12 protein-coding genes are annotated in these 12,232 nt (G+C 64.5%); 4 read left to right on the forward strand and 8 right to left on the reverse strand.

Annotated elements, in window-relative coordinates; all coding sequences use genetic code 11:
* Positions 1–43: 43 nt before the first annotated feature.
* From AB7G19_RS32180 to AB7G19_RS32190, 3 genes are all read right to left on the reverse strand, one after another.
* Positions 44–1,063, reverse strand: coding sequence for a S1C family serine protease (locus AB7G19_RS32180; RefSeq protein WP_071916003.1), 1,020 nt, complete (start codon positions 1,061–1,063; stop codon positions 44–46).
* A gap of 106 nt (positions 1,064–1,169) precedes the next feature.
* A complete protein-coding gene (locus tag AB7G19_RS32185; RefSeq protein ID WP_135215065.1) occupies positions 1,170–1,619 on the reverse strand; it encodes a hypothetical protein in 450 nt (149 codons plus the stop codon).
* Between the two features lie 7 nt (positions 1,620–1,626).
* Entirely contained in the window at positions 1,627–3,225 is a 1,599-nt protein-coding gene (locus AB7G19_RS32190) for a GMC family oxidoreductase (RefSeq protein ID WP_135215064.1), read from the reverse strand.
* A 201-nt stretch (positions 3,226–3,426) separates the two neighbouring features.
* On the opposite strand from AB7G19_RS32190, the gene AB7G19_RS32195 reads away from it, so the two are divergent.
* The gene (locus AB7G19_RS32195; protein ID WP_085404503.1) at positions 3,427–4,215 is read left to right on the forward strand and encodes a thermonuclease family protein; all 789 of its coding nucleotides are present in this window, start codon (positions 3,427–3,429) and stop codon (positions 4,213–4,215) included.
* Positions 4,216–4,429: 214 nt separating this feature from the next.
* Here the strand turns inward: AB7G19_RS32195 and cyoD are convergent, their stop codons facing one another.
* The 4 genes from cyoD to AB7G19_RS32215 are packed head-to-tail and all read right to left on the reverse strand — an operon-like array spanning position 4,430 to position 8,280.
* A complete protein-coding gene (gene cyoD / locus AB7G19_RS32200) occupies positions 4,430–4,819 on the reverse strand; it encodes a cytochrome o ubiquinol oxidase subunit IV (protein ID WP_028150137.1) in 390 nt (129 codons plus the stop codon).
* Complete coding sequence (locus AB7G19_RS32205) at positions 4,816–5,457, reverse strand: cytochrome (ubi)quinol oxidase subunit III (protein WP_028150138.1); 642 nt, start codon at positions 5,455–5,457, stop codon at positions 4,816–4,818. Before AB7G19_RS32205 ends, cyoD begins: the two co-directional genes overlap by 4 nt.
* Positions 5,457–7,457 carry a cytochrome o ubiquinol oxidase subunit I gene (gene cyoB / locus AB7G19_RS32210; RefSeq protein WP_085404561.1) on the reverse strand — a complete coding sequence of 667 codons (2,001 nt, stop codon included), beginning with the start codon at positions 7,455–7,457 and terminating at the stop codon, positions 5,457–5,459. Before cyoB ends, AB7G19_RS32205 begins: the two co-directional genes overlap by 1 nt.
* Entirely contained in the window at positions 7,447–8,280 is an 834-nt protein-coding gene (locus AB7G19_RS32215) for a cytochrome ubiquinol oxidase subunit II (protein WP_085404504.1), read from the reverse strand. The genes cyoB and AB7G19_RS32215 overlap by 11 nt, the downstream gene beginning before the upstream one ends.
* Before the next feature lie 233 nt (positions 8,281–8,513).
* Here AB7G19_RS32215 and AB7G19_RS32220 point away from each other — a divergent pair, with 233 nt between their 5' ends.
* Genes AB7G19_RS32220 through AB7G19_RS32230 form a run of 3 tightly spaced genes read left to right on the forward strand, consistent with a single transcriptional unit; the run spans position 8,514 to position 10,694 of the window.
* Positions 8,514–9,326, forward strand: coding sequence for an SDR family NAD(P)-dependent oxidoreductase (locus AB7G19_RS32220; RefSeq protein WP_085404505.1), 813 nt, complete (start codon positions 8,514–8,516; stop codon positions 9,324–9,326).
* 11 nt (positions 9,327–9,337) lie between these two features.
* Entirely contained in the window at positions 9,338–9,892 is a 555-nt protein-coding gene (locus AB7G19_RS32225; protein WP_085404506.1) for a carboxymuconolactone decarboxylase family protein, read from the forward strand.
* A gap of 1 nt (position 9,893) precedes the next feature.
* Positions 9,894–10,694, forward strand: a complete 801-nt coding sequence (locus AB7G19_RS32230) for an SDR family NAD(P)-dependent oxidoreductase (RefSeq protein WP_085404507.1) — start codon at positions 9,894–9,896, stop codon at positions 10,692–10,694.
* A 46-nt stretch (positions 10,695–10,740) separates the two neighbouring features.
* On the opposite strand, the gene AB7G19_RS32235 is transcribed toward AB7G19_RS32230, so the two are convergent.
* Positions 10,741–12,081 carry a PQQ-dependent sugar dehydrogenase gene (locus AB7G19_RS32235; protein WP_063984870.1) on the reverse strand — a complete coding sequence of 447 codons (1,341 nt, stop codon included), beginning with the start codon at positions 12,079–12,081 and terminating at the stop codon, positions 10,741–10,743.
* Positions 12,082–12,232 lie beyond the last annotated feature (151 nt).

The raw sequence follows: 12,232 nt of genomic DNA on the forward strand, positions 1-12,232 counted from the left end.
AACGAGGCATGACACCGTCATACCTCGCCCGGAGGCACCAACGCTAGCGCGCCGGCTTGCGCTCGATCGGGTCGATATCGATCGCCCGCAAGCGGCCGAGCCGCAGCACGTCCATGGCGAGCCGCCGGCCGATCCGGTCGCGGTCGAGCACGCGGATCAGATCGTCGACGCCGTTGATATCGACACCATCGAGCTTGATGACGACGTCGCCGGGCAACAGGCCCGCCTTCGCCGCCGGTCCGTCCGGCTCGATCTGCATCAAGAGCGCGCCCATCTTGTTGTCGACGCCGGCCAGTACCGCGTGCCGCCGCGGGACCGGTGCAGTCTGCCCGGCGACGCCGATAAAGGCGCGGCGGACATAGCCGTGGCGGATGATCTCCGACAACACGAACTGCGCGGTGTTGCTGGCGACCGCGAAACAGATGCCTTGCGCGCCGTTGATGATGGCCGTGTTGATGCCGATCACCTCGGCATTCGACGACACCAGCGGACCGCCGGAATTGCCGGGGTTGAGCGCAGCATCGGTCTGGATCACGTCCTCGATGGTGCGCCCGCTCACCGAGCGGATCGAGCGCCCCAGCGCCGAGACCACGCCGGCGGTCACGGTCGATTCGAAGCCGAGCGGATTGCCGATCGCGATCACGAGCTGGCCGCGGCGCAGGGTCTTGGAGTTGCCGAGCGCGGCATAGGGCAAGTCGCGCACGCCGTTGGCGCGGAGCAGCGCCAGATCGGTGTCGGGATCGACGCCGAGTACGCGGGCCTCACCGACGTTACCCTCGACGTCCCGCAGCCGGATCTCCCTGGAGGAACCGACCACGTGGCTGTTGGTGAGCACGAGCCCGTCCGGCGAGATCACGATGCCGGAGCCGAGCCCGCCGCGCTCGCGACCGTTCGGCACCTTTGGCCCGGTCTCGACGCGCACGACGGCGGGACCGACACGGTCGGTCACGTCGATCACGGCGTTGGAATAGGCGTCCAGCAGGGCTCGGTCATCGACCGGGGCAGACGCTGTCGCTCGCGATGACGCGGCGTCATCGACGATGTCTGAGGTAAAATCCAGCATGGCAAGAGTCCTTGAGGCTCACACAAATGGTGGCCTGTTCCTGCCAGCGCAAGGGACCCGCCTGGGGCGCAAGGCTGGGCTGTCAGGACTTGACCTACCAAGGTGGCTAGGGCGCGCGCCGCAGCGTGCCCGCCCTCGCCTTAACCGGGTCGAGCAGCGACCAGTCGCCGTCCGGGAGCACGTAACCCTTGGGGAACGGCGCGCGCAGCTCGATCCCGAGCGAGCGCAGCACCCGGTCGTCGCGGTAATAGCATTGCAGGACGACGCGGACGAGCGTTGCGGCGGCGCCGCCGCCGGAGCTGCGGAACTCCTGCGCCACCGCATCGCGCCTGGCGGCATCGAGCTCGGCGAACGGTTGCCCTGCGAGCCGGGCCAGATGGTCCAGCGCCGCCGCCACCAATTTGGTGTCGCGGCCCAGCGTCGTCAGAATATCGGCCTGGATCGCGGGGTCGTCGGCGCCGGGCACCTTGTACTCGTCGCTGGCGGGAACGATCATCGCAGCGATGGTACGGAGGTCATCGCGTTGGGCGCGGGTGAGTTGATTGTCTGCGGACATGGCGGCCTCAGTCGAACAAGTTTGCGAGGCGCTGCTTCATCTGGTCGGCGATGTAGAGCGCGAGGGCCTGGATGGTGGACGTCGGATTGACGCCGCCCGAGGTGACGAAGATGCTGCCGTCGACGATGAAGAGATTTTTCACGTCGTGCGTGCGGCCCCATTCGTTGACGACGGAGCGTTCGGGGTCGGTGCCCATCCGCACGGTGCCGAGCAGATGCCAGCCGCCCCACGGGATCGGCGAGTTGACGCAGATGTCGGTCGCCCCCGCCATTTCCAGAACCTCGCGGCCGCGCGCGAGCGCATGCTCCATCATCTTCCGGCTGTTCTCGCTGATGGTGTAGTCGATCCTCGGCGCGGGAATGCCGTGGCTGTCCTTCAGGACAGGATCGAGCGTGACGCGATTGTGCTCCTCCGGCAGGTCCTCGCAGATCGCGGAGAATCCCAGCCGATGGCCATTGAGCTTGCGGAAGACGCGGTGATGATCCGCGCCCCACGGTAAAATGCCCCTCTGCTCGCTCACGACAGCCTCGAACACGGGCCCTGCCCCGCGCACGAACTGGACGCCGTAGCCGCGTACGAAACCGCGCGACAGGTCGGTGTCATACCATTCCTTGCTCCACAGGCAGGTCGGCGGCGCGCGGTTGCTGTCGGTCGGCTCCTTCACATAGCCGTAGATCTGCGCATAGGGATGGAACATCAGGTTCTTGCCGACGAGGCCCGACGAATTGGCAAGACCGTGCGGGAAGCGGTTGGATGCCGAGTTGAGCAGCAGCCGGGGCGTGCCGACGCCGTTGCAGGCGATGATGACGACATGCGCCGGCTGGAACTGCTCGACGCCGTCCTTGTCATAATAGACCACGCCCGAGGCCATGCCGTTCTCGTCGGTGGTGATCTCGCGCACCCGGCAATGCGTGCGAAGCTCGACGCCGGCGCGGATCGCGTGCGGCCAATAGGTAATGTCGGTCGAGGATTTTGCACCTTGGGCGCAGGCCGGCGTGCAATGGCCGAGATTGATGCAGCGCGCGCGGCCCTCATAGTCTGTGGTCGCGACCGTCGTGTCCGACGGCCACCAGTGCCAGCCGAGCGTGTTCATGGCCTTGCCGATGATGGCGCCGGACAATCCCATCGGCTGCTGCGGCATCGGCGGATGCGTCAGCGGCGACAGCGGATCGCCCGACAAGCCTGACGTGCCCATGATGCGATCGTTCTCTTCGAAGAACGGCGTCAGCGCGTCGTAGTCGATCGGCCAGTCATCGGCGACGCCGTCGAGCGTCTTGACCTTGAAATCGGAGGGATGCAGCCGCGGCCAGTGCGCGGTGTACATCACCGTCGAGCCGCCGACCGCGTTGTAGTTGACGACCTTGATCGGCGAATTGTCGTCGTTGATCGGATAGTCCTCGGGCCGGCCGCGGACATTCGGGCTCGACGACCACTCCCCGTAGAACTTGGCCTCCCAGTCGCGGCCCGTGCTGGGATATTCCGCTGGGTTCATCCAGCCGCCCTGCTCCAGGCAGAGAATGTGCATCTTGGTCTCGGCCAGCGACCACGCGATCGCGGCGCCTGAAGCGCCGGCGCCGATGATCAGGACGTCCACGGGGTCTTTCATCGAACTTTCTTCCTCCCGCCCTCGCCGCTTCAAGGGCGATCCGGTCTACGCAGGTTTTTGATCGTGCCGAACGATAGGGGCAGACCGGCCGGTCAGTAAAGGCTGGCACGCGAATGTCGCACTTCGCAGGGCGCAGACCATTGGTATCGCGACTTCCGGATGCTAGGAACGAGGCGCCAGAGCAATCGATAGCGAGACGTTATGTCCTTTAGGAATTCATTTGCCGCCGCCCGCGCCTTCGCGCTTGTTTCGTGTCTCGCTCTGTCCGGGTTTCTGGCCTCGTCCGGGCCGGCCTCCGCGCTGACGGCGGCCGCGACCGTCCGGGACGCCAATTCGATCCAGCTCGGCGACGTCACCTACCGCCTCGACGGCGTCGACGCGCCCGAATTGGACCAGGTCTGCATCGACGATCACGCCGATCCCTGGACCTGCGGCATCGAGGCCCGCGACCAGCTGGCGAAGCTGATCAACAAACGCAGCGTGCGCTGTGACGATGTCGGGCCGGAAAAGAGCTTCGGCAAACGGCACCGGGCGATCTGCACCGCCGAGGGCGACAAGGTCTCGTTGAACGAGCAGCTGGTCAAGCTTGGCTATGCCATCGCCCGCGAGCCGATCAAGGCGAACGTCAAGGCTGCCGCGGCCGATGCCAAAACCGCGTCAGCCGGCATCTGGAAGGGCTGCTTTGTTGCACCGCAAGAATTCCGCATGGGCAAGAAGGACGGCGCGCTGCTCGGCGCCGCCTGCCGCGCCGACCGCGACAAGGAAATCCGCGCGGCGCTGTTTCCGGAGGAGCTGACCATGCCGCCGAGTTGCAGCATCAAGGGCAAGCTCGCCGTGCGCGCACGCGTCACCGGCAATATCGGCATCTATCACTTAAGGGGCTGCCCGAGCTATCCCGCGACCACCAAGCCGGACCGCTGGTTCTGCTCGGAGGACGACGCGCAGGCCGCCGGCTTCCGCAAGGCCTACAATTGCCGCCGACCGAAATGAGGAAGCCCGTCACGAGCATGTGAGCGGTAGCCGGAGACAGTATTGATCCGGAATTGAACTCTCTCGGTGGTTGCTACATCTAATATGTACGCAAGCGCTTTGCGCGAGCGTTCCTTGGCAGCAATCCGGCTTCGGTCCGATTGCTTTGCTCGGGCGTTTCCTCCCTAGACTTGGGCCGCTTGTCACAACAAGCGGCTCTTCTTTCTTGTGCGCCCTATTTCCGCATCGGCATGATCTGGTCCATCGGCGGCATGTTCGCATTGAGATGCCCCATGATCCAGACGGTGCCGCCGACGACCAGGAAGACGACCAGAAGGCCGAAGGCGAGCGCCAGCACGTTGTTGGTGTTGTCAGGCCCCGTCGTGATGTGCAGGAAGAACACGAGGTGCACGCCCATCTGCGCGATCGCCAGCACGATCAGAGCGACGGGGATGGATGGCTGCCAGACCAGGTCGGTTCCGGCGATGAAGAATGACGTTGCCGTGAGCAGCAGCGCGAGGCCGAGACCAACGACGTAGCCGAGCACCCGCTCGCCGACGCTGTGTTGCTCTTCCTCGCCCGGTGCGAGATCGTGTCCGGTCCGCACATGCGTCTGATCGCTCATACGGCACTCCCAAGCAGGTAGACGACGGAGAAGACCCCGACCCAGACGATGTCGAGCGCATGCCAGAACAGCGCAAAGCACATCATCCGGCGCAGGACGTCGGCGCGAAAGCCTTTTGCAAAGACCTGGGCCATCATGGTGAGCAGCCACAATATGCCGGCCGAGACGTGCAGGCCGTGGCAGCCCACCAGCGAGAAGAACGACGTCAGGAACGCACTGCGCGACGGGCCATAGCCGCGTGCAACGAGGTCGGCGAACTCGCGGAACTCGATGGTGAGAAAGATCAGTCCGAGCACGCAGGTCACGGTCATGCCGAGATAGAACCAGAACCGGTTGCGCACGTCGGCGGCAATGCTGGCCATGCCGCAGGTGAAGCTCGACAGCAGCAGGCAGACCGTCTCGATCGCGACGTTGCGCTGCTCGAAGATCTCCGAGCCGCTGGGGCCACCCGCGGTCTGGCCGGACAGCACCGCATAGGCCGCGAAGAAGCAGGAGAACATTACGATATCGGAGAGCAGGAAGACCCAGAAGCCGTAGGCGGTCACGATGCGCTTCGATGCCGGGCCTGGATGCTCGACGACGAGCCCGATGTGGTGGGGGTCGGCATGCGCGCGGCCGGCTGTCGCCGTCATCGACATCAGAGCGCTCCCGCCATGCTGACGAGGCTGCGCCGTTCCTCGAGATTGATACGATCGATCGCTGCGACCTCGTCGGCCGGAATGACGTATTCGTCATGATCGCGCCAGGCGAACACGACGAAGGTCGCGAATGCGCCGATGCCGCCCAGGATCACCATCCACCAGATGTGCCAGATCAGCGCGAAGCCCATGATGGTGGCGAAGAACGCGCAGATGAAACCGGTCGGTGAATTCCTGGGCATCTCGATATCCTGATACTCCGGCCGATCATGCTCGAGCTGCTGCTGCTTGGCATGGGCCTTCTGATCCCAATAAGCATCCTCGCCGCGCACATCCGGATAGAAGGCGAAGTTGAACACGGGCGGCGGCGACGAGGTCGCCCATTCCAGCGAGCGCCCGTCCCAGGGATCGCCGGTGCGGTCGCGCAGGGCCTCGCGGTTGCGGATGCTGACCACGAGCTGCACGATCTGGCAGATCACGCCGATCGTCAGCACCGCCATGCCGGCGGCCGCCACGAACATCCATGGCCGCCAGGCCGCGACGTCGTAGTGCTGCATGCGCCGGGTCATGCCGAGCATGCCGGCGATATAGAGCGGAATGAAGGTGACGTAGAAGCCGAGGAACGTGAACCAGAACGCGGCCTTGCCCCAGCGCTCGTCGAGACGAAAGCCGAACGCCTTCGGGAACCAGTATTCGAAGCCGGCGAAGGCGCCGAACAGCACGCCGCCGATGATGACGTTATGGAAGTGCGCCACCAGGAACATGCTGTTGTGGAGCATGAAGTCGGCCGGGGGCACCGCGACCAGCACGCCCGTCAATCCGCCGATGATGAAGGTGACCATGAAGCCGACCGCCCACAGCATCGGCGTCGCAAAGCGGATGCGGCCGCCATACATCGTGAAAAGCCAATTGTAGATCTTCACCCCCGTCGGTATCGCAATGATCATGCTGGCGATGCCGAAGATGGCGTTGACGTCGGGGCCAGCGCCCATCGTGAAGAAATGGTGCAGCCAGACCATGAAGGAGATGACGCAGATCGCCATGGTCGCGAGCACCATCGAGCGGTAGCCGAACAGCGCCTTGCCCGAGAAGGTCGACACCACCTCGGAGAAGATGCCGAAGGCCGGCAATACGAGGATATAGACCTCCGGGTGCCCCCAGGCCCAGATCAGGTTCATGAACATCATGACGTTGCCGCCGGCTTCATTGGTGAAGAAGTGGAAGCCGAGGTAACGGTCGAGCAGCAGCATCGCGAGCGTGGCGGTGAGGATCGGAAAGGCGGCGACGATGAGCAGGTTGGAGGCCAGCGTGGTCCAGCAGAACATCGGCATGCGCAGATAGTTCATTCCCTTGGTGCGCAGCTTCAGCACGGTGGTCACGAGATTGATGCCGGCGACCAGGGTGCCGACGCCGGAGATCTGGAGAGACCAGGCGTAGTAGTCGACGCCGACGCCCGGCGAATAGGACAGTTCCGACAGCGGCGGAAAAGCCAGCCAGCCGGTGCGCGCGAACTCGCCGACCACGAGCGAGATATTGACCAGCAGCGCGCCGGTCGCTGTCAGCCAGAAGCCGACCGAATTCAGCGTTGGGAAAGCAACGTCGCGCACACCGAGTTGAAGCGGCACGATCAGGTTCATCAGCCCGATCACGAACGGCATCGCCGTGAAGAAGATCATGATGGTGCCGTGCGCCGAGAAGATCTGGTTGTAGTGCTCCGGCGGGAGATAGCCTTGTGACTGGTAAGCGACCGCCTGCTGGAGCCGCATCATGATGGCGTCGCTGCCGCCGCGCAGCAGCATGACCGAGGCCAGCAGGATATACATGACGCCAATGCGCTTGTGGTCGACGCTGGTGATCCACTCGTGCCAGAGATACGGCAGATGTCCCTTAACGACGACCCAGATCAGCACGCCGAGGATCGCGACCAGCACCACGGCACCCGCAATGAGGGGTATCGGCTGGTCGAACGGGATCGCCGACCAATCGAGCTTACCGAGCATCGTGGCCTCCACTGTGCGGCCTGCCGGCATCGGAGAGCAGCTCCGGGCCGGGCCCTGGCGGAATGTGCTGGGTTGCGATCAGGTCGAACAGACGGGGATCCGCCAGGCGAAAGGTCAGCCTGTTCTTCTCGATGCCCTGCTGCATCAGCTTCTTGTAGCTGTCCTCGTTCAGCACGGCATCGGTCTTCGCCGTGGTCGCGACCCAGTCTGGGAAGGCGAGCGGCGAGATCACGTTGACGTCGAACATCATGTCGGGAAAGCCGTCGCCGGAGAAATGCGCCGACAGGCCCTGCAACTTGCCCTCATTGTCGGCGCGCAGGTTCAGCTTCGTCACCATGCCGTTCATGGTGTAGATCATGCTGCCGAGCTGCGGGATGAAGAACACGTTCATCACGCTCGACGACGTCAGCTGGAAATTCAGCTCGGCACCGGCCGGCACCGTCAGCGTGTTGACGGTGGCGATGCGCTGGTCCGGATAGATGAAGAGCCATTTCCAGTCGAGCGAGACCGCCTGGATGCGGACTGGACTGCCGGTGCCCGGCACGGGCGCGGCGGGATCGAGCTGGTGCGAGCCGATCCAGGCGACGCCGCCGAGCAGGATCACGGTGAGCGCGGGGATCGCCCACACCACCATCTCGACGCGGCCGGAATAGACGAAGTCAGGCTGGTAACGTGCTCTCGGATTGGACGCGCGAAACCAGAACGCAAAGGCCAAAATCGCGAAAATGGTCGGCACCACGATCACGAGCATGATGAAGACGGAATCGACCAGGATGGTGCTGTTGGCGACAGCCACCGGCCCTTGTGGATCGAGCAGATTCATCGGCAAGCCACTGACGATTGGGAAACCCCAGGCGAGAGCCTAGCGCGGAAAAGCCCCCGCAACAAACGCAAGCTCGGCAGAACGGTTCCGCGACATGCCCGCTTAATCGCGCGCCGTGCCGCCCGGCGGCATGCAATTCCATGCGATGTCAATGACATCTGCGCGGGACCATCGGCCTTCTCTCCTGTCAGGGCGATTGCTAATCTGCACGAAAATAATTGGGATGAAACGACATGCAGGGCCCCGAGGACGATGCCGGCCTCGCCGGCAAGGTGGCGCTGATCAGCGGCGGTGGCGCCGCTGGCGACGGCATCGGTAACGGCCGCGCTGCAGCAATTCTGTTGGCCCGCGCCGGAGCAAAAGTGCTGGTGGCCGATCGCGACCTCAAGCTCGCCGAGCGCACCGTGGAGATGATCCGGGACGAGGGTGGCACGGCAGCGGCGCATGGCGGCGACGTCACCAGCGAAGCCGATTGCAAGACACTGGTCGAAGCTACACTCGACCGCTGGGGCCGGCTAGATTTCCTCGACAACAATGTCGGCATCGGCAGCCGTGGCAGCGTGGTCGACGAGACACCCGAGCAGTATCGCCGTGTCATGCAGGTCAACGTCGAGACGATGTTCCTGCTCTCCAAGCACGCGATCCCCGCGATGATCAAGACCGCCAAGGGCGGCGCGATCGTCAATATCTCCTCGATCTCGGCGCTGCGGCCGCGCGGGCTCACGACCTACACGACATCGAAGGCCGCCATCATCGGTCTGACGCGCGCCATGGCTGTCGATCACGGCCGCGACAACATCCGCGTCAACTGCATCTGCCCCGGCCCGATGTACACGCCGATGGTCTATGCCCGCGGCATGAGCGAGCGGGCCCGCGCCAACCGCGCCAGGGCCTCGCTGCTGAAGACCGAAGGCACCGGCTGGGATGTCGGCCACGCCGTCAAATTCCTGCTCAGCAACTTTGCACGCTACATCACCGGCCAGGTGTTGGTGGTCGACGGCGGCGTGACGCTGCAAGCGCCGGAACGTGAATCACAGGAACACTGAAAGGAACACGGATGGCCCGCCTACCCTATCTCGAGGCCGACCAGGTCGCGCCCGAATATCGCGACATGCTCAAGCGCAACACGAACCTGCACAAGCTGCTGGTCAACTCGCCGGAGATGGCGCGCGCCTTCAACGGCATCGGCAGCTATATTCGCTTCAAGAGCAAGCTCGACCCGCGGCTGCGAGAGCTCGCGATCCTCCAGGTCGGCTGGATGGAGAAGTCGGAATACGAATTCACCCACCATGTGAAGATCGGCAAGGAGTTTGGCGTCACCGACGAGGACATCACAGGCCTGATGGCGGAGACCGAGGGCAAGCCGTCGAAGCTGGAGCCGCTCGCAAAAGCGATCCTGAAAGGCGCCCGCGAGATGGTGCGCCAGCTCGCGATGTCGGATGCCACCTTCGCCGAGATCAGGCAGCATCTCTCCGACGAGCACATGGTCGACCTCGTACTCACCATCGCCTTCTATTGTGGTGTGGTGCGGGCGCTCGCCACCATGAAGATCGACAACGAACCGTATTACAAAGAGGTACTCCAGCAGTACCCGATCCCGGGAGTGAAGTGACATGCGCTTGAAGGACAAGGTCGCGATCGTCGTCGGCGCCGGCCAGAGCCCCGGTGAAGGCATGGGCAACGGCCGCGCCACCGCGCTGACCTTCGCGCGCGAGGGTGCCAAAGTGCTGTGCGTCGACCACCACCTGGAATCGGCGCAGGAAACCGTCGATCTGATCGCAGCGGAGCAAGGCACCGCTGCGGCCTTCAAGGCCGACGTGACCAAATCCGCGGACATCAAGGCGATGGTCGTGGACGCGCAGGCGCGCTGGGGCCGCATCGACGTGCTGCACAACAATGTCGGCGTCAGCCTGTCCGGGGGCGATGCCGAGCTGCTTCAAATCACCGAGGAGGCGTTCGACCGTGTCGTCGCCATCAATCTGAAGAGCTGCATTCTCGCCGCGAAGGAAGTGATCCCGATCATGCGCGCGCAAGGAAGCGGCGCCATCATCAACATCTCCTCGATGGCCGCGATTACGACCTATCCTTACGTCGCCTACAAGGCGACGAAGTCGGCGATGATCGCCTTCACCGAGCAGCTCGCCTACCAGAACGCCGAATACGGCATCCGTGCCAACGTCATCCTGCCCGGCCTGATGAACACGCCGATGGCCGTCGACACCCGCGCCCGCGAGTGGCACAAGACCCGCGCCGAGGTCGAAGCCGAGCGCGACAGCAAGGTGCCGCTGCGCAAGAAGATGGGCACCGGCTGGGACGTCGCGAACGCCGCGCTGTTTTTGGCGTCGGACGAAGCGAATTTCATCACGGGCGTGACGCTGCCGGTGGACGGTGGCGCGAGTGTGAGACGGGGGTAATTCGAGCGCGCTGCTTACCCTCCCCTGGAGGGGGAGGGAAACAGCGTCACTGCGGTGCGCGCGTCGCCCGCCAGATGGTGCCATTGCCGTCCTCCGACACCAGCAGCGATCCATCCTTCGCCACGGCGACACCAACCGGCCTTCCCCAGACCTCCGTGTCACTCACGACAAACCCCGTGACGAAATCCTCGTACTCGCCGGTGGGCTTGCCGTCCTTCATCCTGATACGGATCACCTTGTAGCCGGTGCGCTTGGAGCGGTTCCAGGAGCCGTGCTCAGCGGCGAAGGCATCGCCTTGATAGTCGGACGGAAACTGCGTGCCCTGATAGAAAGTCATGCCGAGCGAAGCCGAGTGCGGCTGGATCAGCACGTCGGGCACCGTCACCTTGTCCTTGAGATCCGGCCGCGCGCCGGCGTGGCGCGGATCTTCGTTGCCGCCGATATAGAACCACGGCCAGCCGTAGAACGCGCCCTCCTTCACGCTGGTGACGTAATCGGGCACGAGATCGTCGCCGAGCCCGTCGCGCTCATTGGTCGAGCACCAGGGCAGCCCGCTCTGCGGCTCGATCGCAAGACCGACGCAATTGCGGATGCCGGTGGCATAAATCTTCCGGTCCTTGCCGTCAGGCGTGAATGCCATCACGGTGGCGCGCTCGAGCTCACTGGCCCAGGCCGCGCCGAGCGGCTGCGTCTTCGACCAGCCATCCAATCCGCCCGGCGGCGTCCCCATGCCCTCGGCGACGTTGCTGAGCGAGCCGACCGAGACCAGCATGCGCTTGTTGTCGGGCGTGAAGACGATGTCGCGGGTGGAATGGCTGCCGTCCTGCGGCAGGCTTGCCACGATCGTCTCCGCCCTGCCGCGCGCCTTGAGATCGCCGGCCTGATAGGGAAACCGGACGACGCTGTCGGTGTTGGCGATATAGACCCATTGCGGATTGTCGCCGTTCGGAAAGAAGGCGATGCCGAACGGCCGTCTCAATCCGCTGGCAAACACCTCGTTGGTCGCGGCCTTGCCGCCATCCCCGGCGCGCAGCACGCGGATGGCGTCGGCCCGCGTCTCCGCGACGAAGACATCGCCGTTCGGCGCGACCCTCACAATGCGCGGCGCGCGCAAGCCTTCGGCGAACAGCTCGATCTTGAAACCCGCCGGCACACGTGGCGTGGCCTCCGGCGGTCGCGACGCCACACGCGCGGTGCTCGCAACCGACCGTGTCGCGCCGGGCCTGACGAGGTCCTGCGGCCGGATCAACCTGACCGTGCCGGGCTTGTCGGCCTGCCAATCGCCATAGGCGTCCTTGCCTTGCAGAACCGGCTCGGCCTGCGCGCTGGCAGCAACCGCGACCAGCAATCCCGCAGCCGTTGCTGCGGACGAAATCCTGCTTTTCACGTCGTCTTCCTCCCAGCCTGCGCGTCCTGAACGTCGACGCTTATAGGTCCGCAAATGTTCTACGGCAGTTCAAACACCTGCCGAATCCCACGTCAGCTCATGCCCGCACGATGTGCATCGGCCACGGCCCATCGTACTGGAAAATGCGGCA

Origin of the sequence: Bradyrhizobium sp. 215_C5_N1_1 (assembly GCF_052075935.1) — a bacterium.
In the GTDB taxonomy this organism is placed as follows: Bacteria; Pseudomonadota; Alphaproteobacteria; order Rhizobiales; family Xanthobacteraceae; genus Bradyrhizobium; species Bradyrhizobium barranii.